The organism is Glaciecola sp. 2405UD65-10 (assembly GCF_048820975.1).
Classification (GTDB): domain Bacteria; phylum Pseudomonadota; class Gammaproteobacteria; order Enterobacterales; family Alteromonadaceae; genus Glaciecola.
In genome coordinates this window covers 164,662-190,217 of the sequence record NZ_JBMEUF010000001.1, presented here as the reverse complement: position 1 = coordinate 190,217, position 25,556 = coordinate 164,662, and the positions used below count along the sequence as shown (strand labels likewise).

Genomic DNA, 25,556 nt, shown 5'->3' with positions numbered 1-25,556 from the left:
AAAATGAATAAATTAGACTCAAAATTTGGCGACTTCGGCGGTATGTATGTGCCGGAATTGCTTATCCCCGCGCTAGACCAGTTAGAACAAGCATTTTTAGATGCAAAAGAAGACCCCGACTTTCAAACAGAATTTTTATCTTTGTTGAAAGACTATGCTGGTCGCCCTACTGCGATGACACTCACGCGCAACCTAGTGAGTAATCCGAATGTAAAACTTTACCTAAAACGTGAAGATTTATTACACGGCGGCGCGCATAAAACCAATCAAGTACTTGGCCAAGCCCTTTTAACTAAGCGCATGGGTAAAACCGAAGTAATTGCTGAAACAGGAGCTGGCCAACATGGCGTAGCCACGGCTTTAGCCTGTGCTTTATTAGGTTTAAAGGCACGTATATACATGGGTGCTAAAGATGTAGAGCGCCAATCTCCAAACGTATTTAGAATGCGCTTAATGGGAGCCGAAGTGATTCCTGTTGATTCAGGCTCTGGTACATTAAAAGATGCCGTGAATGAAGCTTTAAGAGATTGGTCTGCCAATTACGAAACTGCGCACTACCTGTTAGGTACGGCAGCGGGCCCTCATCCATTCCCTACCATTGTGCGTGAATATCACCGCATGATAGGGGAAGAAACCCGCGCACAAATTTTAGAGAAAGAAGGCCGACTACCTGATGCCGTAGTTGCTTGTGTGGGTGGCGGTTCAAATGCAATAGGCATGTTCGCCGATTTCATTGACGAGCCAAGCGTTCGACTAATTGGTGTAGAGCCTGCAGGTAAAGGCGTGCACACCAAAGAGCATGGTGCAACAATAGTAAAAGGTACAAAAGGTATATTGCACGGCGCTTATACATTCATTATGCAAGATCAAGACGGCCAAATTGAAGAATCTTACTCTGTGAGTGCTGGCTTAGATTACCCTGCGGTTGGTCCACAACATGCTTTCTTAGCTGACACAGGAAGAGCTGAATACTTTGCAGTAACTGATACCGAAGCGCTAAATGCCTTTCAATTACTCGCAAGTAAAGAAGGGATTATACCGGCCCTTGAGTCTTCACATGCCTTGGCTCATGCACTTAACATGGCCGATGAAGCTGAAGAAGAAACCATTATTGTGGTGAACTTATCAGGGCGCGGTGACAAAGACCTTGCCCACGTAACAAAGATTTTAGGAGACAAACTATAATGAACGCATCATTGCCTGCAACTACGAAAGATACAGGGCGTTACGAAGCGATGTTCACCCGCCTAGATGAAAAGAATCAAGGCGCATTTGTCCCCTTCGTTATGGTAGGCGACCCTGATTTTGATACCTCACTTGCCATTATTCGCACGCTTATAAGCAGCGGTGCTGATGCGCTGGAGCTTGGTATTCCATACTCTGATCCTATTGCTGATGGCCCTACCATTCAAAAAGCGAGCATTCGTGCATTACAATCAAACATCAAAGTGAAAGATTGCTTTGCGATTATTAAACAAATTAGAAGCGAATTTCCGCATATCCCCATTGGTTTATTGCTTTATAGCAACCTGGTTTTAGTCAACGGGATTGACGATTTTTATCAACACGCACAAAATGCTGGTGTTGATTCAATACTCATAGCTGATGTCCCTTTGCGCGAAGCTGACCGCTTTATCACAATTGCTCAAGCCCATGAGATACAGCAAATTTTATTGGCGCCGCCTAATGCATCTGATGAAACATTGTCTGCCATAGGTGAAAAATCAAGTGGTTACACATATTTACTAGGGAGAGCAGGCGTAACCGGTGCAGAAACCGAAGTGGAATTGCCTGCCGCAGAACTGGTAGCCAAGTTAAATAAATATAAAGTTGCTCCGCCACTGCTAGGATTTGGTATTTCTAATCCTAAACAAGTAGCCGCAGCCATTGAGGCGGGCGCTGCTGGTGCAATATCGGGTTCTGCAACAGTGAATATAATAGCTAAATACTTAGATGATCATGATGCGCTGCATAGTGAACTAGGTAAGTTTGTGAGCCAAATGAAAGCGGCCACTCAACGATAAGATTTAAATTAAGGAAGTCGTATGTATTACATGATATATGCACAAGATGTAGAAAATAGCTTAGAGAAGCGACTGGCCGCTAGGCCAGAGCATTTAGCACGATTGAATACTCTTGCTGATGCAGGAAGGTTATTAGTAGCTGGACCAACCCCAGCAATTGATTCAGAAGACCCAGGTCCAGCAGGCTTCACTGGGTCTTTAGTAATTGCTGACTTCCCGTCTTTAGATGACGCTCAAGCATGGGCCGATGCAGACCCTTACATTACAGCTGGCGTTTATGAAAAAGTAACGGTTAAGCCTTACAAAAAAGTACTGCCGTAAAATGCGACTATACTATAAGTGCGCCGCTGTTATTTAACTGCGGCCACTTTCTTTATATAGACAGTACGCGGTGTTTATTCGCCTAGCCCATTTTTTCGTCATTATCTTCAATAATTTGTTCTTCATCTTCTGGGTCTTGTGAAAGCAAAATCGCTAACCACTGGGTGCTTTCTTGTGACTCAAGGGCTATTTTCACTACCATAGTTAACGGCACTGAAAGCAACATCCCGACGGTACCTAGTAGCCATCCCCAAAAAATCAACGATAAAAACACCACTAAGGTAGATAAGCCCAAACCCTTACCCATGAAGCGTGGCTCAACCATATTACCCATTACAGTATTAACCACTATAAAGCCTAGACCGGTTAAGCCAGCAGTCACAAATCCCATTTCAACAAAAGCGATTAAAACCGCCGGAATAGCCGCTATAATTGAACCAATATTAGGAATGAAATTAAGCATGAATGCGAGTACTGACCACAACATAAAGTGATCAACACCTAAAAAGTATAACCAAATGCCGATGCACAAACCGGTACCCAAACTCACCATCATCTTAATAACAAGATATTGATTAACTGACTGCAGAAATCGGTCAACATGCGTTAAATTCATTTCAGGATCTGACATCGCAATATGAATCCTGCGAGGCATTGATTCGGCTTCAAACAACATAAAAATAACGGTTAATAGAATTAAAAAGACATTAGATAGCACCGTACCCATTCCGGTTAATAGGTTGGTAGCCATGCTCATAGCCATGCCTGGGTCGAGATAAGATAAGAACAAGTCTTTGTCGATATTAATGTTTAAAAGTGATAGTTTTTCAATCGCCCAAGCGAATTCGCCTGACAATTGTTGCCTATAAACGGGCAAGTTGTTTTGAAATTCACCCAGTGATTGCGTAATAAGCCCAGCAAGCATAAATCCAATTACAACAATTAAGAGTATAACTAAAGTAATTGAGAGCCAGCGAGGAACATTAAACTTAGCTGACCAATTGATGAGTGGGCTAACGGCCATAGCAATAAACGCTGATAATAAAAATGGTACAAAAATAACGCTTGCTGCTTTAATACCAGCTAAAACAATTACTACAGCAGCCATTATAATAAATGACTTTGTAACGGACGATTTTACTTCCATTAAATGATTCCCTTACCAACGATTATTTTACACAAGGATATAACACGTTCATGAATTTAAATCTTGCGACTATTCGTATTAAAAACTTGCGCTTGCGCACCTACATTGGCATTAATGAAGATGAAATATTGAATCAACAAGATGTTGTGATCAACATTACCATTCAATATGACGCGAAGCGAGCAACTGATAGTGACCAAATGCAAGATGCATTAAATTATAAAACAATTACTAAGGCGATAATACGATTAGTTGAAGACAACCGGTTTTCACTACTTGAAAAGCTAACCTCTGAAGTACTTACTATTGCGGCTGAACATCCATGGGTAATTTTTGCAGAAGCTGAGGTAGATAAACCCCATGCACTCAGGTTTTCAGACTCTGTGTCACTTGCACTTTCGTGCACCAAGGACTAAAGATGAAGCACATTCTTATTACTGGCGCCACGGGTTTAATTGGTCGAAGACTCGTAAAAAAGTTAACTGGCAATTATACAATTTCAGTTATTACCCGCGATCCAAGCCGAGCTCAACGCTTGCTAGGTAAAGACATTCACGCCTTAACCTTAGATGGACTTCACAACGTAAATAAGTACGATGCAATTATAAACTTAGCAGGCGAACCTATTGCAGACAAACGATGGAGTGAGCGACAAAAAGCGGCAATATGCCAATCTAGATGGACTATCACCCAGCGTTTAGTTGATTTAATTAACACTGCACAAACCCCTCCTGAGGTTTTCTTGAGTGGCTCAGCTATTGGCATTTATGGGCGCCAAGGCGATACTCCCATAAATGAAGACTTTAGCGATTACCATGATGAATTTAGCCATCAGGTATGTAAAAAATGGGAAGACATTGCGAATCAGGCTAATACAAGGGTGTGTATCATGCGCACTGGCATTGTACTTGATGAAGAAGGCGGCGCATTAGCTAAAATGATTATGCCCTTTAGATTAGGCCTAGGCGGCCCAATTGGTGACGGCAAACAGTTTATGTCGTGGATTCATATTGATGACATGGTAAAAGGTATTTTACACATATTAGAACACCAAGCGTGCGTAGGCCCTTTTAATTTTACCGCGCCCAACCCGAATACGAACGGGTATTTTGCCTTAAAATTAGCGCGGCGCTTAGACCGACCTTGTTTGTTTAGAGTCCCGGGCTTTGTGCTAAAAGCCTTAATGGGTGAATCATCAGAATTAGTTTTATATGGGCAAAAAGTGATGCCTGAACGGCTAATCGCCGCTAATTTTAATTTCGCTTACCCTACCTTAGTTGATGCGCTTGATGCATTAGACATTTAAGTAAGCTATAGCGTTAAATTAAAAAAGGCTGATTATAATAATCAGCCTTTTTGTTTAATTCATTTACACCATCTTTCGCAGTAAATGCGCTGTGTTAAGTGACAATAAACGCCAGCAACTTATTGCGCCTAAAATCCCTACCACTATAGCCCCAACAACAGGAGCTATTAACCAATACTCTACATGCAAAGAAGCTGGCATTTGAAATACCTGAGTTTGCAGCAAAAACAAACTGAATTCATTTGCTAAGGCAGCCATAAACCCTGCAACTGCGCCTATTACAATAAACTCATTTATTACGCTAAATCGAATACTTAAGCCTTTTAAACCAAGAGTTCTTAATATAGCTAACTCTTGTAAACGTTCATCCATGCTGGCTTGTACTTGAGCAATCAAAACTAATGCACCCGCAATTAGCACCAACACTAATATGAATTCCACCGCCATAGATACTTGGTCAATAATTTCTCTTATTTGATCAATTCGTGCATCTACGTCAAATAGCGTTACACTTGCAAAAGGTGCCATCAAAGGCGCTATTTCATTTTTTCTAGATTCATCTAAATAAAAACTCGTAATGTAAGTAGCGCTAAAATTCTCCATGGCTTTAGGGTGAAGCACAAAGAAGAAATTTGGTTGTAAGGTTTGCCAATCTACTTCTCGTACACTGGTTACCGTTGCACTAATAACTTCACTTCCCACGTTAAATGTTAATTTGTCTCCTAAAGCAATTCCTAATCGATTAGCTACGCCATCTTCAATTGAAAGCGGAACTGGCTCGCCTTCCTGCCAATCGTTATGCCACTGCCCTTCAATGATTTCATTTCCTGACTGAAGCTGGGTGCTCCAACTCAAATTGGCTTCACGCCCTAGGCCTTGACGGCCGTCATTATCAGAATCTTCCCCTTCTTTGGTGACCTCGGTTCGAACAGTTTCATCATTAATGGCAACAAAACGCCCTCTTACCACTGGGTAGAAGTCTTCGTATGTCACCATGTTGGTATCAAAATGCTCCGTTAAGGCAGGCTTCTGAGATTCAGTAATGTTTGCCATAAAATAATTAGGCGTGCCCTCAGGGAGTTGGTCGCGCCATTGCTTTACCATGTCATTGCGCATTACCAACACTACCAAAAGCAGCATAATAGTAATTGCGAAACTGATTAGCTGTACCGAATTACCCATTGCTCGCCTGCGGATCCTAGCCCAAGCTAAAGTCCATGCGCCCATACTGCCACTGCCTAATTTGCGCCCTACCACAATGAGTAAGAAAGTTACCGCTAATAAACTCAAAACCAATGCAACGCCAGAAACAAACAAAATACTGCTCACACGCAAGTTCCCGCTGTACACCCACATGAGAAGGAAAACCGCACCGCCAGAAAAGAAAAATTGTAGGGCTTTTGATGAAACCGTTGCACTAATGTCTTTTCGTAGCACTCGCAGGGGAGGAACTGAGAAAAGCTGTAATAATGGATAAATAGAAAACAACAAAGCGCAGGTAACGCCGGTAAATACAGCTATCCCTAATGGACGCCAATACCAAGTGTTTAATGCAACCTCCACTTGGTCCTGAATAGCGAGTACAACTCCTTGCTGTACTATATAACCAATAATACTCCCCACTACGATTCCAAGCAGCGTTATAAAACTAATTTGTATGAGATAAATTTGACGCACCATTGCGCGGCTAGCGCCTAAGGTTTTCATAATGGCTACTGGGTCAAAGTGTCGTTGACTAAAACGCTGAGCAGCAACCGCAATAGACACCGCAGCTAATACAATAGCGAGTAAACTGGCGAGTAAGAAAAATTGCTCCGCTCGCGCTATTGAATTGCCAATAGGAGAATCATCATCTTCAATGCTGGTCCAGCGATGAACCTCTCTATTGAGTTGCGGACGCAGCCAATCGTAGTAATCTTCAATTTGTTCAGGCTCACCGGTAAAGTAATACTTGTAGTTCACTCGGCTACCAGGCCCCGTTATATTGGTAGCAGCAATGTCACTGGCATGCATCAATAATATTGGATCGGTGTTAAAAACGCTAAATCCTGCGTCAGGAATTTCACTTAAAATTTTACTTACTACAAGTTTAGCATCCCCCACTTCAAGCTCTGAGCCTAATTCTACTTGTAAGGTTTGTAGTAGCCGTGCATCAGCCCACACTTCTCCTTGTTTAACTCCCTCAGCTACGGCTGCGCCTTCACCAAAAGGAACCGTGGATACTTTCACTTGGCCTTTAAGCGGGTATGCGTTGTCAACCGCTCGCACATCTGACAAGGCTAACTCGTCACCGGCGAACACCATTGAGCGTGTAGATAATTGAAATGCGGTATTTAAGCCTTGGTTTTGGGCCTGAGAAATCCAAGCTGGGTCAACTTCATTGCGTGAACGCAATTGGCTATCAGCAGCGATAAATTCTGCACTTCTATCAGTTAAGGCTTGTTGTAAACGTTCAGAGAATAAACTCAGCGATAATACCGATGCGACTGACAATACAATAGCGAGCAAAATAATGGTCAACTCGCCGCGCCTTGCCTCGTGTTTAAACAAGCGCCATGCTAAATCAAAAGTGATCATAGTTATTATTCCCCTGAAACCACTTTTAAGCGCTGAGTTTGTTCACTTAATTCACCTGCATTCATATGTAATTGGCGATCACACTTATTTGCTAGCTCGTTATCATGCGTCACCAATACAAGGGTGGTGCTTGAATTTTTGTTTAGCGCAAATAAAAGTTCTTCAATTTTATGTGAGTTCGCAGAGTCAAGGTTACCGGTAGGTTCATCGGCAAATAAAATTTTAGGCTGCGTTATAAATGCCCTCGCTATAGCAACGCGCTGCTGTTCACCGCCTGACAACTGATTTGGAAAATGATGAGCACGATGCTCTAAGCCAACTTGCTTTATAATCTCATTCGCACGCTTTTTCGCGTCTTTCAGGCCTGCTATTTGTGCCGGAAGCATTATGTTTTCAAGGGCAGTAAGGCTTTGAACCAACATGAAGCTTTGAAATATAAACCCTACTTTTTCACCGCGTAAACGGGCTCGCGCCTCTTCATCCATGGTGTGTAAAGGTTGTCCATCTAGAAATATATGACCGCCACTGACTTCATCTAAACCCGCCAATAAGCCTAATAACGTTGATTTACCCGAGCCAGACGCCCCAACTATTGCTACACTCTCTCCTGCGGTCACATTAAAAGTAATGGGTTGAAGGATCTGTAACTCACCTTCATTCGTAGTGACCTTTTTAATCACACTTTTCGTTTCAATCATTAAAGAGGCTTTGCTCATAGTGACAAATATTTCATCCTGTTGGCTATTTAAGGCGCTTAAGCGCACCCCATTTTGGGTTATTTTACTTAGTCTTTTATTCTCTAGTATTGTTCATTCAGATCAGCCTAATTCTTTCGAAACAAACAGCTCTTATAAAGTACTCGTACTTGGCGACAGTTTGTCAGCAGCATACGGGCTAAGTGCAGAACAAGGCTGGGTATCATTGTTAGCTCAAAAATGGCAACAAGATAACACCCCAATTTCAGTGGTAAATGCAGCCATAAGTGGAGACACCACTGACGGCGGATTAGCGCGTTTACCTCGGCTTTTAGCCCTTCATGAGCCTAGCCATGTGTATATAGAATTGGGCGGAAATAATGGACTTCAAGGGCATAACCCTAAAAAGATAGAACAAAACTTAAGGGCGCTTATTGAACTCACTCAACAAAACGAGGCTAAAGTGATTTTGCAAGAAATGCAAATTCCAAGTAATTATGGTACGCGCTACACTAAAAGCTTCAATGCAATTTATCATGATTTAGCTAAACAATACGAAGTACCGCTCGTGCCGTTTTTTCTACAGGAAATTGGTCTAAATAAAGAATTGATGCAACGTGATGGCATACACCCCACTGCGAAGGCTCAGCCAATGATTGCAGATGCCCTGTCAAATGCATTAAAAGAAGCAATTTTAGCTGAATAGTGAAGTGATCGAAAATTAACGCTCTAGTACCTTTACGATCTCGTCGGCCGTTTTGAATTTTCGTAAATCCATAAACATGTCGTGAGCCTCAGGGTATTGGCGCTTTAGGTAAAGAAACCACTGCTTTATTCGGTTAGGGTAATATAGTCCTTTACCAGAATATATTTCGTAACCCGAATACTTTATAAGAAGTTCGCGCATTTCATCCCACGTAAAGGGTTGGTGCCCGTGCTTAATAGTATTGGCTAAATTAGGCAGTGAAAGTGCGCCGCGACCTAACATAATGTCAGGTGTTTCACTTTGTTCAATGCAATTAAAGGCATCTTGCGCTGTCCAAATTTCTCCATTAGCAATTAATGGAATATTGGTATGATGCTTAATTTTCGCAATCCAGTCCCAGTAAGCCGGAGGTTTATAGCCATCGCGCTTGGTTCTGGCATGCACAACCAGTGATGAGGCCCCTGCACTTTCAATAGCCTGCGCATTTTCAATCGCTAACGAGGTATCTTCGTATCCCAAGCGAACTTTAGCGGTAACCTCATGATGGCTAGGAACGGCTTCACGAACAGCTTTTACGATTTTGTATAGCGTTTCTGGGTATTGCAGTAGCACCGCTCCACCTTTTGATTTATTGACTGTTTTAGCAGGGCAACCAAAATTTAAATCAACGCCATGTGAGCCTAGCTCAATAGCCGTTTCGGCATTAACGGCTAACCAATCAGGGTCTTGCCCTAGCAGTTGCACTTTTACTTTCACGCCATTACTTGTGTAGCCACCGTTATGCAATTCAGGGCACAAGCGATAAAATACACGATGAGGTAATTTTGCAGCAACCACCCTAACAAATTCAGTAACGCATAAATCAAAGCCACCCACTTCGGTTAGCATGTCTCGCATTAAATGGTCAACAACGCCTTCCATTGGGGCTAATACAATTTTCATAAGGCTTACTGCGATTTCATGCTAAGTGACAGTAACATGTTATCTAAAATTTCATTAATATCAGAAAAACTTTCGGTTGCGTAATAAATACTCATACTTGAGTCAACGCTGATCTTATGGCCGTTCCCGTGCTCTTCTGCAAAGGTGTGCGTAAGTGCATCTTTCACTCGTTCAAAAAATGCTTGCGCGGCGTCTTCATCAATGTCGGCTAAACATAAAATAAATTGGCCTGGGCCAAATACACCGAGTATGTCTGAACTTCGCGTAATTTTTTCAAAGGTATTAGCTATTTGTTGCAATACAAAATCGCCCTTGGAAGCGCCAAGCGTTAAATTCACCTCAGTAAAGTTATCAATATCAAATATTGCTAATGCATTGGTATGTTTAGGGCTTGGCTCTGGTAATTTTAAGAGCCTATCGATCACAGCTGTATTGTTCAACAAACCCGTTACGGTATCTAAACTTCTTTGATGTATTAGTTTACGTCTGAATAACCAAGCCACACCCACAATAACTAATCCAAAAACGACCACAGTAATCGCAATAATTTGATTTCTCTGGCGCTCTTTTTCTGCTAACAACTCGGTTAAGTTACCAATTTTATCTTGAAATTCAGCTACGTCATTTATTGCGTCTAAGTCACGTACCTTAATCGTCATCTCAACAGAGTGCTCATAAAATTCATCAAATGCTTCTTGTGCTTTTTCACGGTTTAACAACTGAATGTAAACTCGGACTTTAAAACGCAAATAATCTTTACTTAACTTTACGTAGTTTAAATAATTTCGAGACGCTTCTTTTTCTTGAACAAGAAAATCTTGCAAACATTCGTTGTCTTGTGAATATAAGCACAACTCTGCAGCATACCAACTGAACAAACCTTGCGCGATAGTATCATTGAAGTTTGATTTTATCGCGTTCCATTTTTCTATCGTTTGTTCAAGTTTAGCGTAGTCCCCTGTTCGAATATAAAACCCCGCTTCCAAATAATACTGTAAAAAATTGGTTTGCACGGTATTCACATTTTTATTAATTTCAATAAATTCATTCAGTACTTCTTCAGCGGCATTCATTTTATATGATGCCATTAGCACTGTAAGCGCACTGGCTTGTATGGTTAAGCGGTTTTCATCAGTGTAAACATCACGTGCGTATTCCAATGCTTTCATATATTGTTCGGCAGCTAAGTTATGGTGCCTCATATCAGCGTAGTACATGCCTACGGTATTGTGTGCGTGGGCTAGTGCGGCTTTATCACCCGTTCGAGTCACATCTTCAAGCAGCTGATATATATTCGCTAAGCGAACACTTGGGTCTCTATTGCACACTAATTCATAATTTAAACTTGCGCTGGTTTTTATATCTAAATATTTATCTACTGCCGAATCTTTAGCTAGCATGTAGTAATTACAACGTTCAGGGTTCTCTTGCACATCGTAAACAAAACCATACTGATAAATTGCAGCTAAGTAATAGCGAGCGTTTCTATCAGCAGATTCGCTAGCTAATACTTCTTGAACAATAGATTGCCCGCCAGCGTAATCACGTGAACAAATCAAAGCATGGCTTTTACGAGTCAGTAATTCAAAAATTTGAGTTTGGCTTAGGCTAGGATCTGTTAAGTATTGGTCAATTGTGTCAACAATGTCTGAAGAAGGACAATCGTAAGCTGGCGTGTATGAAGTGGCTATAAATTCATTTACGTCAAGTAAAGGCGTAGATGCATGTGTGCGAAACATAAAGCATAGTGATGTAAGTATGAATACTACTTGTAAGAAACATTTCATTGCTGTTTTAATCCAACATGCTATTTTACTAAAAGATAAGCGCAAAGTGTTTGGCAAAGGCGCTATACAAGCCTCTTAGCTTAATCAGAAAGCCTTGAAAAAACAAGTTGAGTTAAAGATAAAACGCATTAGTTTGGACTAAACAAGTTTTATGGATAACAAAACCAAAAAAACCAGCTCAAAGAGCTGGTTTTTCTGGTTTTAAAATGGCGTCCCCTAGGGGATTCGAACCCCTGTTACCGCCGTGAAAGGGCGGTGTCCTAGGCCTCTAGACGAAGGGGACAAAAACTGAATTTTGCCTGACACGCTACATTTCAAATTGTATTGTAATCTTAAGTAAAAGTACATAAATAATGTACTTAACTTTAACTACTTATGTTATTTAACGTTGTGCCTAGTAAACGTTAAATACCTAGTAGCCATTTTAATATTGAGTAGTTACCTACTTAATAAAAAAGTGGCGTCCCCTAGGGGATTCGAACCCCTGTTACCGCCGTGAAAGGGCGGTGTCCTAGGCCTCTAGACGAAGGGGACACATTGTATCCTTGGTGGAGCCAGGCGGGATCGAACCGCCGACCTCTTGCATGCCATGCAAGCGCTCTCCCAGCTGAGCTATGGCCCCGTGCTTAGGAGCATAACAAACTGTGTTGTAACACTTCCCTTGACAGCGGGGCGCATTCTAGGCATCGACGCCGAAGTTGTCAACGCTTTTTTTAAGAATTTTCGCGATTGCTTATGAATTCAACAGCTTTGTCTATTCTTTGCACAACTTGTGTTTGATTTATCAGCGCCAAGGTCACATCGAGTGATGGCGAGTTGCCTGAGCCGGTCACCGCAACTCGCAACGGCATACCTACTTTCCCCATACCTACTTCAAGTTCTGTTGCGGTATCATTAATAGCTTGCTGAATATTTTCAGCAGTCCAATCAACTATTGCGGCTAACTTTTCTTGGGCAAGTAATAAATTAGCTTTCGCTACAGGGCGTAAATGCTTTTTCGCTGCGTTTGCATCAAAGTCTTCAAATTCTTCGAAGAAATAACGACTAATGCTTACTAGCTCTTTTAGGGTGTCTACGCGCTCAGCTTGAATTGCAATAACCGATTCAATTGAAGGACCATTCGTAGTATTGACGTTTTGATCTTCAAAGTGCCACTTAGCATGCTCAGCCACTTCACTGCCAGGGAGGGTTTTCATGTAATGCTGATTAAGCCAATTTAGTTTTTCAGTATTAAACGCGCTGGCAGACTTACTAATGTTGTCTAAACTAAACAAAGAAATCATTTCATCTACTGAGAATATTTCTTGGTCACCGTGTGACCATCCTAAGCGCACCAAATAATTCAGAACAGCTTGAGGTAAATAACCGTCATCTCTGTACTGCATCACACTAACCGCTCCGTGGCGTTTAGAAAGTTTTTGACCATCATCACCTAATATCATAGAAACGTGCGCATATTCAGGCACAGGCGCTCCCAGCGCTTCTAATATATTAATTTGACGTGGCGTATTGTTAATGTGGTCTTCTCCGCGCACAACGTGGGTGATGCCCATTTCCCAGTCATCTATGACTACACAGAAGTTATAGGTAGGTGCGCCATCAGTACGGCGAATGATCAAATCATCGAGTTCGCTGTTATCAACCGTTATATCGCCTCGAATATGGTCTTTAAAACTCACTGCGCCTTCCAGTGGGTTTTTAAAGCGAATAGAATAAGGTTTGTCGCTAGGATGATCGCTTCGGTCACGCCACGTGCCGGGGTATCTGCGTTTTTCTCCGCGCTTTTCTTGCTCATCTCGTATTTCATTTAGCTCTTCTGCTGTCATGAAACATTTGTATGCCTTGCCCTGCTCTAATAGCTGATCAATGTATTGGTTGTATGTATCAAAACGTTCTGTTTGGTAATACGGCCCTTTGGTATGATGCAAGCCTAACCAATCCATGCCTTCTAAAATTGCTTGTTTAGCTTGCTCGGTTGAACGCTCAATATCAGTGTCTTCAATGCGAAGTACAAATTCCCCACCTTGGCTTTTAGCGTATAACCAAGAATATAGTGCAGTTCTTGCACCACCTACGTGTAAATAACCAGTTGGACTGGGAGCAAAGCGAGTAACAACAGACATGTTAATTTCCTGAATAATAAATTGCGCGTATTCTACCGTTTTGTATAGGTGAGCTAAAGAAAAGACATGCAAAAAAGACGAAAAAGAGCCATTTATGGCTAAAATCGCTGTATTTTTATGCAAACAGAAAATAATTCGCAAAAGAGTGTTGACTCTTTCATTCGCAACTCTATAATACCGCTCCACTTGCTTAGGCAAGATTAGAAAAGATTTGGACGCTTAGCTCAGTTGGGAGAGCATCGCCCTTACAAGGCGAGGGTCACTGGTTCAAGCCCAGTAGCGTCCACCACTTTCTTTTCTATACAATTCAGATATATCGGACGCTTAGCTCAGTTGGGAGAGCATCGCCCTTACAAGGCGAGGGTCACTGGTTCAAGCCCAGTAGCGTCCACCACTCTTTTTCAAATACTTACGCAGTTTTCAATCTCACTAACACTTATTGCAAGCACCATATCGCTAGCGCACGCTTTTTTGATGTCGCAATCTTATTCAAATGAAGTCCCCTTAATCAGCAGACGCTTTTTTACTTTTAATAAATAACAGTGTGTTAAGCAAATGCTATTATATTTCGCTCAAGACTAAATAATATAGTTTAGTAGAAAGAATTTAAATTATATTGAATGTACGCATGGCAGGACGATGCAGCTATAACCTACCTTTAATAACTAAAACTTAGACCTTTGCTTATTTTTGTCTACTTTTTGTAATAAACAATTTTCAAGTTATGTTACTAGCCATCAAACTGAGTTAGTATATGTTCTATAAAATAGGCAATATAACATTTGATAAAGGATTAATTAATGCTAGAAAAACAAAGACATCACTTGCTTTTAGAACTGCTGGCTGAAATGGGCTATGCATCGGTGCCTATATTATCAAATAAATTAAAAGCTTCGGAAGCAACTATTCGCCGCGATATTACCAAGCTTTCAAAGAGAAAAGCGCTCACCAAAATTAGAGGAGGAGCACAATCAAACAATGTGAGTTCTCATCCTCACGAACGCAGGCACCTTAAAGGATCTGTTTTTCTAGCTGATACCGAACAAAATAAAGATATAAAAGTACTTATTGCAGAAAAAGCAGTTGAGTTATGTGAAGAGGGTGAATCAATAATAATCAACGGTGGTAGCAGTACATATATGATGAAGGATGCGCTTGCTAGCCGTCATTTAAATATACTAACGAACTCATTTGCGCTTGCTCAAGCCCTAGCTGACAACTCCGATAACCAAATAACCCTGCCGGCCGGGGAACTCTATAGAAAACAAAGTATTATCTTAAGTTCATTTGAAAACGATGGTGTGGCAAATTACCATGGTTCTAAAATGTTTATGGGTACACCTGCAATAGGCGAGTTTGGCTTAATGGAGACTGACCCCTTACTAGTGCTTTCTGAGCATAAGCTTTTAAAGCAAGCTGACAAATTAATTGTATTGGCCGATAGCTCTAAACTCGGTAAAAGAAGTTCTTTAATATTATGCTCGTTAGATCAGGTTGATATTCTTATAACCGACAATAATATTGATCCAAAATTTTTGAGCTTATTTGAAAAACACGATATTGAAGTGATAATGGTTTCGCTACCAGAGAAGTAAACTCTTGATTATGATCAAGGGTAATAATTAACCCGCCTTCGCAAAAATTAATAATACATAACGCTATTTCTTCCTAAAGATTCACTCTAATTCCTTTTTAGCCAAATACCCACTACCCTTTTGTTAATCAATTTCAAGGTGACAGCGATTACCAAATTGTACCAATTTTAACGGCCAAACTGTGTTACTCATTAAGGCACTTGCATGTTGTTGGCCAAACAAAATAAAAATAAGCAACAAGAAGAATATTTTAATAATTATTTTTCATCTAGCTTAAAAGGTGGGATATACGTTCGAGGTCTTTTACACGGCCATTGCCTTAATTAAAGATACTGACCGCTATCAAGCATCTGCCAAATTAGAATGAATAACCACTAGGCAAAGGGTTATCACCATCCAAGCTAGCAATTTTTTAAGGATGTTAATACTAAAAGCGTATCTGCACAGCAGTATGAAGCGACCTTCAGTACGAGTAAACTAGGTGATAATAACATCCAACTGAGGGCCTTAATACCAGCTGTTTTGGATGTAGAGATTAGCCAAGGGGAACAGTACGCGGCACAAACCCTTGAACGTATGCTCAAAAATGGCGTGTTTAAAGGCTTGAAACTGGCACAGAATAAATTAACCGCACTTTGGTTAACACGCTTATGCACTTGTACGTTATATGCACAATACAATAGGACGAGAAAAATGATTATTTCAGCATCTACTGATTACCGAAAGGCAGCAAAAGCCAAACTACCGCCATTTTTGTTCCACTATATAGATGGAGGGTCATACAAAGAACATACCCTAAAACGTAATACAGAAGATTTAGCTGAAGTAGCCTTACGTCAACGCGTATTAAATAACATGTCTGACCTTAATTTAGAAACTGAAATTTTTGGTGAAAAACTGGCAATGCCAATTGCACTTGCGCCGGTCGGATTAACAGGTATGTATGCCCGTAGAGGCGAAGTACAAGCAGCAAAGGCTGCTGAAAATAAAGGCCTTCCTTTTATCATGTCTACGGTTTCCGTTTGCCCTATTGAAGAAGTCACGCCCCAAATTGAGCGCCCTATGTGGTTTCAATTGTATGTGCTAAAAGACCGCGGTTTTATGAAAAACGTATTAGAACGCGCGAAGGCAGCTGGCGTTACCACACTGGTCTTTACAGTTGACATGCCAGTACCCGGCGCGCGTTATAGAGATATGCATTCAGGTATGAGTGGCCCTAACGCGGCATATAGACGAATCTTTCAGTCAATGTTGCATCCTCAGTGGGCCTTTGATGTAGGCGTGTTTGGCAAGCCGCATGATTTAGGTAATATCTCAACATATCGTGGAGAGCCAACAAAGTTAGAAGACTATATAGGCTGGTTAGGTGAGAATTTTGATCCTTCTATTTCATGGAAAGATCTTGAATGGGTACGAGAATTCTGGGATGGGCCTATGGTTATTAAAGGCATACTAGATGTAGAGGATGCTAAGAATGCTAAAAGTTTTGGTGCTGATGGTATTGTGGTGTCAAATCATGGAGGCCGTCAACTAGATGGTGTTATGTCATCGGCAAGAGCCTTACCTGATATAGCCGATGCTGTAAAAGGAGATATGACTATTTTTGCTGACTCCGGCATTCGAAATGGTTTAGATGTAGTCAGAATGTTAGCACTTGGTGCTGATTGCACCCTACTTGGACGTTCGTTTATTTATGCTTTAGCTGCACAAGGGCAAAAAGGCGTTGAGCACTTGCTCGATTTATACGACAAAGAAATGCGTGTAGCAATGACTTTAACTGGCGCTAACACTATTGCAGATTTGAGCCACGAGTCATTAGTGTTTAGATCTTAGTTATTTGCCGGAAGCAGCTGAATGCGCTTAGCTAATTTAGCGATACTTTCAGGCGTGTTATCTTGTATCAGCTGATTTGGATTCCAAATTTCAATAGCCGAAAACAAGATGATGGCTATATTGACGTAGATTGGTTTACTTATGACTATGATGGCCCTAAGGCCGCAAGAAAATAAACGGCTAAATAGTCTTTAAAGTGGGGTATGCATTACCCCACCTCGTTTTCCCCCCAAAAGTTATAATTGTACAACGCGCTGTGGACTGCTCAAATCTATCACTAAGAAGTAAAATAAATGTTCAAATATTTAAACTTCATCAACGATTAATAAGCTTGAAAATACTTAAACGCCTCTCGATCGTTGTTTTTTTGCGCTAAATATAAGCCTAACTCTTTTAAGCTATCGGTACGTTCATAATTTCCAATCAGTTCTTTTAAGGTATTCAATGCTAGTAGAGAATCTTTACTATCAAGTGCCAACACATAAGTATATGCCATTTGCTGATTACTTTTATCAAGTTCAAGTGCGTTCTTAAACTCAACAATTGCTTTCTCGAGCTGTTTTGTCCTGACCAAATGAAGGCCATATGAATAAAACATATCCGCCGATTTAGGTGATTTATTTATCCCTTGCTGTAAAACAGATGCAACTAAATCCTCACGCTGTTTAGCCCTATACAAGTCGGCTAAATTAACATATGCAGGCGTGAAATACGGGTCTACGTCTATAGCGTTTTTAAATGCTAGTTCAGCACCTATCAAATTATTTTCCTTGAGCGCATCACGACCTATGTTAAGTCGCCCTTCTCCGCGCCAAGCACTCACTTTGTTTGAAACCATAAGTTCGGAAAAAGCACTGGCAAATAACGGTAACTGAGTTTGATCTAAAGGTATTCCAACTAAGGCCTGTGCAGTAGCAACTCGTATTGATTTTAATTCATCTCTTAACAAGGGGCTAAGCAATTCCCCTCGTGCTTGAGGATCAAGCAATTCACCGATTCTTGCGGCCGCTAGACGAATTAAATCATGTTCACTGTTTATAAATTTACGCATATCGCTTGGCTCAATGCGTCTACCTATTCGCAGCATCATTTCCAACGCACTTGCGCGCGAAATCACGTCAATAGATTCATCATTAATAATATTGATATGGGATTGATAAGTGATATCTTGTTTGTGTCTTAATTTAAATAAGCTTTCTTCATTTATTTTTAGTGGCCTAGCGCTATCGAACCAATCTTCCACTTTAGCTTTAGCCCATTCATTAGAGTCTTCCGAATGACAACTTAAGCAAGCATTCGGTGTATTAAAAGAATCTGAAACATGGGGCCTTGGGATTTTAAAACTATGATCCCTACGCTCATCTACTCCCATAAATGTTGCATTCGGCATATGGCAATTCACGCACTTTGAACCTGAACTAAGCGGTGTATGCCGATGATGCGAAGGTACATCAAACTCGCTCGCTTTATGACATTGCAAACAAACGCCATTTCCTTCTAATTTTAATTTCATTGTATGTGGGTCATGACAATCAAGACAGTTAACCCCCTTGCTATACATTTTGCTTTGCAAAAATGAACCATATACATAAACTTCCTCTTTGATTTGGCCGTCAGCAAAATACAATGGATCGGTAACTAGAGAAGGAGAAAACTGATCAAGAAATAGCACATCGGCAGAGAAACCATCAGTGAGAGGTGAGCGTAATGAGTGACAAGCAAAACACGTGTCCATGAATGTGTTATCTCTGGGCTCTCCCGCCCATATCGCTGTTTTGGCATTTTCAATGAGGCTCCACCGCCCGCCCACTTGCTTGTGTAACTTTTTAGCATCGCCACTATACTTGCCATCTACAACATGTTTATTCATGACCCCATGGCATGAAACACAGCCAACATTAATTGCAGAGAAGTCTGTGTTGAAGGTATTTTTCGCCAGGTTGTAATTACGGTTAAGCTGATCTGAATGACAATCGGCACACATTCCATTCCAATTCTGAAGCGGCTGGCGCCAGTGAAGACGGTCATTCACGGTGATTTCTTCTGTATAATTGTGGTACCAGCGTTGCCCCCCTTCTTCTTCAGTTCGACTATCCCAAGCAAACGGTAAAACTTGAAGTCGTCCTTGTTGCGTTTCGACTAAATATTGCTGTAGTGGGAAGTGGCCAAAGGTATATTTTACGGCAAATGTCTCGCCACTTGCAGGTGTGCTTTGTTCATCAATTGCAGCGCCGTCAAACACTGTTACCATGTATTGCTCATCTTGCCTAAACATATGAGCCTTCTGATTAAAATGCTCAACATACTGGTTATTGAAGTCTCCTTTTACAGAAGAGTTGGAAGGAATAGCCATTGCCATAAAATGGTCTGATAAATGCCACTTTTGTTCTTGGTCCTTATGGCATGAAACGCAATCTTGTGTAGTTAAATCCTTCGTATCTCGCTGATATTGATGTAAGAGCTTTGACGATTCAGAACTTGCGATACTGGGAAAAATAGTGAATAAAAAACATAAAATAGTCAGGCTAGGTAAACTGACGTGCCACTTGCTAAATAAATGAGCTAAGGAATCCATCCACTTGCCATTTACGCGTTTACTTTTCAAAATATCTAATCCTAAATTCACAACACTGTTAACGTAATTTTAACAGGCTTGGTTAGCACATTCATCCACAATATATAAATAGTTCATCATTAGCAGCCTATTCGTGATACGCACTGAAACATACAATAAAAGTGGATACATCGGTAATAGTCTATTGGCAACACGGGCAGATGACAATTATGACAACACTTCGCGACAATACTGTCATGGAAAAAATCGCAAACAAGAAAATTTACATTGAAATCAATAATTAGCACTAAAAATCAATAGCTTAAAGCAAATAAAATTCTGGAACAATTTTTGTATTGGTATGATTAAGTAATTAATAATTACCAATATATCTGTTAATACTGGAGAAATTTATGACGACTCACACTGAAAAGTTAGATACCTTTAATGGCTGGCAAGTAGTCGCAAATGTTGCCGCTTTGGTGGGCTTAGCCTTACTTCCCTACCTTATTTACATTATTGCCTTAATGGTACAGTAAACTTAAGCAGCATAATATAGGCAAAAAAAAGCTGCCAAACAATTTTGTGTTGGCAGCTTTTATCAGTATGTTGTGTTACTAAGGTTTAGTAAACGTAACGTGCTTGTACATAGTAGGTACCGCCGTTAAAGCCAAATGGGCTTGACTCAGAATACAACTGCCCTGACCCCCCTGCACTTGGGTTTTCTTGCGGGTAAGTATCAAACAAGTTATCTGCGCCAATCACTAGCTCTAAATTATCAGAGTACTGGTAAGCTACTTGTGCATCAATCAATACCTCAGCATCAATACCGGGAACGCCATTTCCAGTGTCATCCCATTCGCCGTAGTAGCTTGCACGTAGTAAAGTTCTTACTTTACCTTCTGTGTGGCTCCAAGAAATGTTTGCGCGAGTATTTGGCAGTAAGTCTTCAATTGCACTTACGCGGCCCTCATCAATTGGGTTAACCGTACCTGTATCGTCTACTTCGGTTTTATTGTAGTTTGCAGCAACGGTAATGCGTGAGTCACCATTTAAGAATGCAAAATCAATATTACCTACAATATCAATACCGGTTGTTGTAGTGCTAAAGCTATTTGAGAAAAATCTAAACTCAGACAAATCATCAAGGCCAATAAAATCTTGGCGATTAATGGTCCCATCAGCGTCTAATCCAGTTAAGGCTGCCGATACCGAAGCGTAATCAGAACCGCCACCAGCAAAATTAAGAGCCGATAAGAAATCAACGTTTGCACCTAATGCAACACGGTCAGTCAATTCAATATTGTAGTAATCTACTGTCCATGTGGTACCAGCTACTTCAAAGCCTACACCAAATGAGTAGTTAACCGCTTCTTCTGGCCCTAATTCAGGACGGCCATTACCCGCGCTTTCAACGAAGTTAGCCGCTAATTGCCCAGCAACCGATGACAAAGGTAACGTTCCTTGGTCAATCAATACGCCGTTAACGTTTTGCGTAGTTACATTGGTAATATTCGCTTGGCCTGCTGTTGGCGCGTGGAAACCCGTTGAATAGGCTGCACGAAGACGCACTTCATCGTTTACATGGTAAATACCAGCTAGTTTAAAGTCAGTTGTGTCACCAAATTCACTAAAACTTTCAGTTCTTACCGCGGCTTGTAAGGTAAGCTGCTCACTAATATCGGCTTCTAAGTCAACATAAAACGCGGTGCTGTCTTGTGATGCAGATGAACTTTCAGGGAAACCACCAAAACCATTTGAACTTGATGCAAATCCTTGGCTAGCTAAAGGGCCTAAGGCATATGAAGCAGCATCACCTGCAAATAAATCAAACTCTTCTTCTTTGTATTCAGCACCAAATGCCACGTTAAGATCAGAATATAAGCCCGCATCTACAGCGTATACAAAATTAAGATTAAATAGTGTTTCTGTTTGCTCTTGTCCCCCAGGTACAAAATCGCGAGGTGTATCTGGGCCTAAAGAAGCATTAATCGTATTGTTGATGAAAAAGTCGGTTCTGTTTGAGCCGCGCTGAGCACTTACGTCATACATTAAGCCCGTACCTACATCTAATTCACCACGAATACCCACGGTCAATGACATATCTTCATTGGTTCCACCAAATCGAGGCGTAAAACCAGCAGGGATAGTTTCAATAAATGAGAAACAATTATCGTCAGCCATTACTTGCGCAAGGAATGTTGGATCAGGATTAACGCCGCCGCTTCCGCCTAATGGAATACCCGCGATACATGAACCACCTTCACCTAGCCCGTCTAAATCACCCACTAGCACAGAGCTAACACCTTCTTCATCAGCTAAGCCTGTTAATGGATCAACTAATGGACCGGCATAAACACCACCGCGTTGGCCAGAAGGCCCGCCCACTACGTTTCTATAGAAGAAACCGCCGGTTACTTGTCTCTCACCGTAGTTACCAAACAAATATGCTTGCGTGTTTTCATTAATATCAAATTCAGAATTAACAAACAACTTAACGTCGTCTTCTACGTCAGGCTGGCCCCAGTACTGAGGTACTTCGTTGGTATATGAGTTAATTGCGGCAAAGTCTGAAACAGGCGTATAACCGTTTTCAATTTGAAAAGCAACGTCATCACGAATCACTGAGCGGATAGTGCCATCCACTTCTTTAAATTCACCTGTTACATTAATAAAACCTGACTCACCTAAAGCGAAACCAGCATTAGCAGCCACAACGAAATTATCGCCGTCGCCTTCATAAGTAGAGCCGTAACGAGCCGTGACTTCAAAGCCTTCAGCACTGTCTTTTAATATGAAGTTAAGTACACCTGCTATTGCATCAGAACCATATTGTGAAGACGCCCCATCACGCAATACTTCAACGCGCTTTAAGGCCATTGAAGGAATAGCAGAAATATCTACCCCCTGTGCGCCATCAGAAATACCGCCGCCTAAGAACGAGATTATTGAACCACGGTGACGGCGCTTACCATTAACTAATACTAGTACGTTATCAGGTGATAAACCACGCAAGTTAGCTGGGCGTACAATAGTAGCCGCATCACTTATTGGCTGTGCGTTTACATCAAATGATGGTACAGCGGTACGTAACATGTCTTGTACATCAGCTGATGAATTTTGGCGGAATTCTTCACCGCTAATAACGTCTACCGGAACAGGAGAGTCAGCCGCAGAGCGGTTGGTCATTCTGGTACCCGTTACAATAATTTTTTCAGTTTCAGCGCTATCTTGTGCTGTTTCCTGAGCAAATGCTTGATGCGAAAATGCACCAGCAAAAGGCATTGCACACGCTAATACGAGTGCGCTTTTCTTAAATGTGTTTTTTTTGTAAGTTTTGATTTTCACTTGTTTCCCCTATGAATGAAAATAGTGCAAACATCAATAAACCTCTATGTGCTTTAATTTATAATATTGATGCTTGCTGAATTTTTAGGCTAAGCATAAGAATGAATGTGCGTTCATATCGCAGTTTACTTAGTAATAGCATTAGCCCTATTAGTGAGCAAAAGCAAAATACATACCAAATGAACTCACATAAATCAGCAAGAGCACGGCTTGAAATCCGTGGTAAATCAAATCAGGCTTTGCACCGTTATAGACCAATAAATACGGGCTTGTTACCTATATGTAAATTTATATTGAAATATTTAGGGCGTATCATTGCTCGAATTCATTGCTGCAAAGTTTGATGTTTTTAGGTACTCCTCTTCACAAAACCACCATTAAGGTGCAACACCAATGCTTTTAGCACCTTAATGGTGCGGATTATTTATGTTTAGATGAACTCGCCCATGAATATCAATAAATACATAAGCAATTAAGACTAATCCCTAAATAATTCGTATACTTTGTTTTTGCCGCCATTTTCTTTCAGAGGATATTGTATTGCGCCCTAGCCGACACCCTATAAACGAAAACGCCACATTCAATTGGCAGGTATTAGCCAAGCTTTGGCCTTTTCTAACAGAATTTAAATTGAGAGTTTGCCTTGCCTTGGCTTGTTTAGTGGGCGCAAAACTAGCAAGTGTTAGCTTACCTTTTGTACTAAAACATATTGTTGATAACTTGAATTTAAACACCGGTGCAGAAAAGCTAATGGCGGTTATTTTAAGTCTAATAGTTGCTTACGGTACCTTGCGATTAGCGAATGTATTATTTGGGGAAATAAGAGATATGTTATTCGGGCGCGTAACCGAACGAGCCATGCGCCGAATTGGCTTAAAAGTATTTGAGCACTTACATAAACTCGATCTTGATTTTCATTTATCGCGCCAAACCGGAGGTTTGTCACGTGATGTAGAGCGCGGTACCAGCGGGATAAGTTTCTTGATGCGCTTTATGGTTTTTAATATTGGGCCAACTTTACTCGAAATAGCCATGGTGATTGGCATACTGCTATATAACTACGGTTTTAGCTTTGCCCTAGTCATACTTTCAGCGGTTATTATTTACGTTAGTTTTTCATTTAAAGCCACCGATTGGCGCACTAAGTACATAAAAGAATTGAACCAAGCTGACAACCACTCTAACACCAAAGCCGTTGATAGCTTGCTTAATTTTGAAACGGTAAAGTACTTCAACAATGAAGACTACGAGGCGAAACGTTATGACAAAGGGCTTTCTGATTGGGAGTCAGCAAGGCGTAAAAACCGCCTCTCGCTATTTGCCCTAAATGCCGGCCAAGCCTTAATTATTGCAGTTGCTATGACTAGCATGTTGGCATTGGCTGCAACGCAGGTAGCTAAAGGTAATATGACTATTGGTGATTTTGTATTGGTAAACGCCTTTACCATGCAAATTTTTATGCCCCTTAATTTTTTAGGATTTGTGTATCGCGAAATACGCGGTTCTTTAACCAATATTGAGAACCTATTCACTTTACTGGAGAAAAAGCCAAAAGTACTTGATGTACCCGATGCTAAGCCTTTGCAAATTCAATCAGGAAAAATTGAATTTGAGCACATTGGCTTTTATTACCATGAAAAACGCCGAATTATTAACAACATTAGTTTCACCATACAGCCTGGCAATAAAGTCGCTGTGGTGGGTGAAAGCGGAGCTGGAAAATCTACTTTAGTTAAATTGCTGTTTAGATTTTACGACCCTAGTGAAGGCTGTATAAAAATAGATGGCCAAGACATATCCAAAGTGAGCCAACACAGTTTGCGCCAGCAAGTAGGTATAGTGCCCCAAGATACCGTTTTATTTAACGACACCCTTTATGAGAATATTAAATATGGCCGCCCCGATGCAAGCCAAGCAGATATTGAACAAGCCATTAAACTAGCGCATTTAGAAGACTTCGTAGCTCGCTTGCCTGATAAAGGCAACACGCAAGTGGGTGAACGTGGTTTAAAATTAAGTGGCGGTGAGAAGCAACGTGTGGCTATTGCCAGAACCATATTAAAACGCCCGCCTATTATGGTATTCGATGAAGCAACATCCTCATTAGATTCGCAATCTGAGCGAGCTATATTAGAAGCTTTACAAGAAATATCTAAGGGGCATACTAGCTTTGTTGTTGCTCACAGGCTCTCAACTATAATGGATGCCGATAACATCATTGTAATGCATGAAGGTGAAATAGCAGAACAAGGTGATCACGCAACACTGCTTGAATTGAACGGCGTTTATGCAAAACTTTGGATGGCGCAGCAAAAAAGTGCAAAGGAAGTAAGTTAATGAGCACACCTTCGTTTGAAGAGCACGATAAGGCCTATTTAATTGACACTATTAACATGCAAATGCCCTTTGGAAAATATGCAGGTATAAAGTTAATTCATTTGCCTGAACCTTATTTGGTTTGGTTTCACAAAAAAGGATTTCCTGAAGGTAAATTAGGGGAAAGACTGGCTTTGATGTATGAGATTAAACTGAATGGCCTTGAAAAAATGCTCAGCCCCTTGATTAAATAAATAACTTATTCAAAGGGCTGAGCGCTAT

At 41.0% G+C, this 25,556-nt stretch carries 19 protein-coding genes and 5 tRNA genes; 13 read left to right on the top strand and 11 right to left on the bottom strand.

Going from position 1 to position 25,556, the window contains the following annotated elements; genetic code table 11:
* Positions 1–3 precede the first annotated feature (3 nt).
* Genes trpB through ACOI22_RS00900 form a run of 3 tightly spaced genes read left to right on the top strand, consistent with a single transcriptional unit; the run spans position 4 to position 2,345 of the window.
* Positions 4–1,185 carry a tryptophan synthase subunit beta gene (gene trpB / locus ACOI22_RS00910; protein ID WP_420669267.1) on the top strand — a complete coding sequence of 394 codons (1,182 nt, stop codon included), beginning with the start codon at positions 4–6 and terminating at the stop codon, positions 1,183–1,185.
* On the top strand, positions 1,185–2,024 hold the full coding sequence (gene trpA / locus ACOI22_RS00905; RefSeq protein WP_420669265.1) for a tryptophan synthase subunit alpha: 840 nt from the start codon (positions 1,185–1,187) through the stop codon (positions 2,022–2,024). Before trpB ends, trpA begins: the two co-directional genes overlap by 1 nt.
* Before the next feature lie 21 nt (positions 2,025–2,045).
* Positions 2,046–2,345, top strand: a complete 300-nt coding sequence (locus ACOI22_RS00900) for a YciI family protein (protein ID WP_420669263.1) — start codon at positions 2,046–2,048, stop codon at positions 2,343–2,345.
* Between the two features lie 82 nt (positions 2,346–2,427).
* Here the strand turns inward: ACOI22_RS00900 and ACOI22_RS00895 are convergent, their stop codons facing one another.
* Positions 2,428–3,492, bottom strand: coding sequence for an AI-2E family transporter (locus ACOI22_RS00895; protein WP_420669261.1), 1,065 nt, complete (start codon positions 3,490–3,492; stop codon positions 2,428–2,430).
* 50 nt (positions 3,493–3,542) lie between these two features.
* Between ACOI22_RS00895 and folX the strand changes: the two genes are divergently transcribed.
* Together folX and ACOI22_RS00885 are read left to right on the top strand one after the other, a co-directional pair.
* Entirely contained in the window at positions 3,543–3,908 is a 366-nt protein-coding gene (folX, locus tag ACOI22_RS00890; RefSeq protein WP_420669259.1) for a dihydroneopterin triphosphate 2'-epimerase, read from the top strand.
* Between the two features lie 2 nt (positions 3,909–3,910).
* Entirely contained in the window at positions 3,911–4,798 is an 888-nt protein-coding gene (locus ACOI22_RS00885; RefSeq protein ID WP_420669257.1) for a TIGR01777 family oxidoreductase, read from the top strand.
* A gap of 63 nt (positions 4,799–4,861) precedes the next feature.
* On the opposite strand, the gene ACOI22_RS00880 is transcribed toward ACOI22_RS00885, so the two are convergent.
* Both ACOI22_RS00880 and ACOI22_RS00875 read right to left on the bottom strand, forming a co-directional pair.
* The gene (locus ACOI22_RS00880; protein WP_420669255.1) at positions 4,862–7,375 is read right to left on the bottom strand and encodes an ABC transporter permease; all 2,514 of its coding nucleotides are present in this window, start codon (positions 7,373–7,375) and stop codon (positions 4,862–4,864) included.
* A gap of 5 nt (positions 7,376–7,380) precedes the next feature.
* Positions 7,381–8,073, bottom strand: coding sequence for an ABC transporter ATP-binding protein (locus tag ACOI22_RS00875; RefSeq protein ID WP_420669253.1), 693 nt, complete (start codon positions 8,071–8,073; stop codon positions 7,381–7,383).
* A 19-nt stretch (positions 8,074–8,092) separates the two neighbouring features.
* Here ACOI22_RS00875 and ACOI22_RS00870 point away from each other — a divergent pair, with 19 nt between their 5' ends.
* Positions 8,093–8,776: an arylesterase gene (locus ACOI22_RS00870; RefSeq protein ID WP_420669251.1), complete on the top strand. Its 684-nt coding sequence runs from the start codon at positions 8,093–8,095 to the stop codon at positions 8,774–8,776.
* A 15-nt stretch (positions 8,777–8,791) separates the two neighbouring features.
* On the opposite strand, the gene ACOI22_RS00865 is transcribed toward ACOI22_RS00870, so the two are convergent.
* The 6 genes from ACOI22_RS00865 to gltX all read right to left on the bottom strand — a co-directional run bounded on the left by ACOI22_RS00865 (position 8,792) and on the right by gltX (position 13,628).
* The gene (locus ACOI22_RS00865; protein ID WP_420669249.1) at positions 8,792–9,718 is read right to left on the bottom strand and encodes a tRNA-dihydrouridine synthase; all 927 of its coding nucleotides are present in this window, start codon (positions 9,716–9,718) and stop codon (positions 8,792–8,794) included.
* Between the two features lie 5 nt (positions 9,719–9,723).
* Positions 9,724–11,505 carry a diguanylate cyclase domain-containing protein gene (locus ACOI22_RS00860; protein ID WP_420669247.1) on the bottom strand — a complete coding sequence of 594 codons (1,782 nt, stop codon included), beginning with the start codon at positions 11,503–11,505 and terminating at the stop codon, positions 9,724–9,726.
* A gap of 207 nt (positions 11,506–11,712) precedes the next feature.
* Positions 11,713–11,788: transfer RNA gene (locus ACOI22_RS00855), tRNA-Glu, on the bottom strand.
* A 175-nt stretch (positions 11,789–11,963) separates the two neighbouring features.
* Positions 11,964–12,039 (bottom strand) — tRNA-Glu (locus ACOI22_RS00850).
* Positions 12,040–12,051: 12 nt separating this feature from the next.
* Positions 12,052–12,127: transfer RNA gene (locus ACOI22_RS00845), tRNA-Ala, on the bottom strand.
* Positions 12,128–12,218: 91 nt separating this feature from the next.
* Entirely contained in the window at positions 12,219–13,628 is a 1,410-nt protein-coding gene (gene gltX, locus ACOI22_RS00840) for a glutamate--tRNA ligase (protein ID WP_420669245.1), read from the bottom strand.
* A 213-nt stretch (positions 13,629–13,841) separates the two neighbouring features.
* Between gltX and ACOI22_RS00835 the strand changes: the two genes are divergently transcribed.
* The 4 genes from ACOI22_RS00835 to lldD all read left to right on the top strand — a co-directional run bounded on the left by ACOI22_RS00835 (position 13,842) and on the right by lldD (position 17,056).
* Positions 13,842–13,917: transfer RNA gene (locus ACOI22_RS00835), tRNA-Val, on the top strand.
* 29 nt (positions 13,918–13,946) lie between these two features.
* Positions 13,947–14,022, top strand: a tRNA-Val gene (locus tag ACOI22_RS00830).
* Positions 14,023–14,428: 406 nt separating this feature from the next.
* Positions 14,429–15,223, top strand: coding sequence for a DeoR/GlpR family DNA-binding transcription regulator (locus ACOI22_RS00825; RefSeq protein ID WP_420669243.1), 795 nt, complete (start codon positions 14,429–14,431; stop codon positions 15,221–15,223).
* A 693-nt stretch (positions 15,224–15,916) separates the two neighbouring features.
* Complete coding sequence (gene lldD, locus ACOI22_RS00820) at positions 15,917–17,056, top strand: FMN-dependent L-lactate dehydrogenase LldD (protein WP_420669241.1); 1,140 nt, start codon at positions 15,917–15,919, stop codon at positions 17,054–17,056.
* A gap of 322 nt (positions 17,057–17,378) precedes the next feature.
* Here lldD and ACOI22_RS00815 read toward each other — a convergent pair whose 3' ends face one another.
* The gene (locus tag ACOI22_RS00815; protein WP_420669239.1) at positions 17,379–19,661 is read right to left on the bottom strand and encodes an ammonia-forming cytochrome c nitrite reductase subunit c552; all 2,283 of its coding nucleotides are present in this window, start codon (positions 19,659–19,661) and stop codon (positions 17,379–17,381) included.
* A 362-nt stretch (positions 19,662–20,023) separates the two neighbouring features.
* Here ACOI22_RS00815 and ACOI22_RS00810 point away from each other — a divergent pair, with 362 nt between their 5' ends.
* Positions 20,024–20,149: a hypothetical protein gene (locus tag ACOI22_RS00810; RefSeq protein WP_420669237.1), complete on the top strand. Its 126-nt coding sequence runs from the start codon at positions 20,024–20,026 to the stop codon at positions 20,147–20,149.
* An 85-nt stretch (positions 20,150–20,234) separates the two neighbouring features.
* Here the strand turns inward: ACOI22_RS00810 and ACOI22_RS00805 are convergent, their stop codons facing one another.
* Positions 20,235–22,958, bottom strand: coding sequence for a TonB-dependent receptor plug domain-containing protein (locus ACOI22_RS00805; protein ID WP_420669235.1), 2,724 nt, complete (start codon positions 22,956–22,958; stop codon positions 20,235–20,237).
* A gap of 540 nt (positions 22,959–23,498) precedes the next feature.
* Between ACOI22_RS00805 and ACOI22_RS00800 the strand changes: the two genes are divergently transcribed.
* Both ACOI22_RS00800 and ACOI22_RS00795 read left to right on the top strand, forming a co-directional pair.
* Positions 23,499–25,295, top strand: coding sequence for an ABCB family ABC transporter ATP-binding protein/permease (locus ACOI22_RS00800; protein WP_420669233.1), 1,797 nt, complete (start codon positions 23,499–23,501; stop codon positions 25,293–25,295).
* Positions 25,295–25,528, top strand: a complete 234-nt coding sequence (locus tag ACOI22_RS00795) for a DUF3820 family protein (RefSeq protein WP_420669231.1) — start codon at positions 25,295–25,297, stop codon at positions 25,526–25,528. Before ACOI22_RS00800 ends, ACOI22_RS00795 begins: the two co-directional genes overlap by 1 nt.
* Positions 25,529–25,556: the final 28 nt, after the last annotated feature.

Bases quoted from the DNA above. Each gene is read 5' to 3' on its own strand.
- ACOI22_RS00885 (WP_420669257.1), top strand. From the start codon at position 3,911: ATGAAGCACATTCTTATTACTGGCGCCACGGGTTTAATTGGTCGAAGA.
- ACOI22_RS00895 (WP_420669261.1), bottom strand. From the start codon at position 3,492: ATGGAAGTAAAATCGTCCGTTACAAAGTCATTTATTATAATGGCTGCT.
- trpB (WP_420669267.1), top strand. From the start codon at position 4: ATGAATAAATTAGACTCAAAATTTGGCGACTTCGGCGGTATGTATGTG.
- ACOI22_RS00865 (WP_420669249.1), bottom strand. From the start codon at position 9,718: ATGAAAATTGTATTAGCCCCAATGGAAGGCGTTGTTGACCATTTAATG.
- folX (WP_420669259.1), top strand. From the start codon at position 3,543: ATGAATTTAAATCTTGCGACTATTCGTATTAAAAACTTGCGCTTGCGC.
- gltX (WP_420669245.1), bottom strand. From the start codon at position 13,628: ATGTCTGTTGTTACTCGCTTTGCTCCCAGTCCAACTGGTTATTTACAC.
- ACOI22_RS00825 (WP_420669243.1), top strand. From the start codon at position 14,429: ATGCTAGAAAAACAAAGACATCACTTGCTTTTAGAACTGCTGGCTGAA.
- ACOI22_RS00810 (WP_420669237.1), top strand. From the start codon at position 20,024: ATGACGACTCACACTGAAAAGTTAGATACCTTTAATGGCTGGCAAGTA.
- ACOI22_RS00875 (WP_420669253.1), bottom strand. From the start codon at position 8,073: ATGATTGAAACGAAAAGTGTGATTAAAAAGGTCACTACGAATGAAGGT.
- lldD (WP_420669241.1), top strand. From the start codon at position 15,917: ATGATTATTTCAGCATCTACTGATTACCGAAAGGCAGCAAAAGCCAAA.
- ACOI22_RS00900 (WP_420669263.1), top strand. From the start codon at position 2,046: ATGTATTACATGATATATGCACAAGATGTAGAAAATAGCTTAGAGAAG.
- trpA (WP_420669265.1), top strand. From the start codon at position 1,185: ATGAACGCATCATTGCCTGCAACTACGAAAGATACAGGGCGTTACGAA.
- ACOI22_RS00795 (WP_420669231.1), top strand. From the start codon at position 25,295: ATGAGCACACCTTCGTTTGAAGAGCACGATAAGGCCTATTTAATTGAC.
- ACOI22_RS00860 (WP_420669247.1), bottom strand. From the start codon at position 11,505: ATGAAATGTTTCTTACAAGTAGTATTCATACTTACATCACTATGCTTT.
- ACOI22_RS00880 (WP_420669255.1), bottom strand. From the start codon at position 7,375: ATGATCACTTTTGATTTAGCATGGCGCTTGTTTAAACACGAGGCAAGG.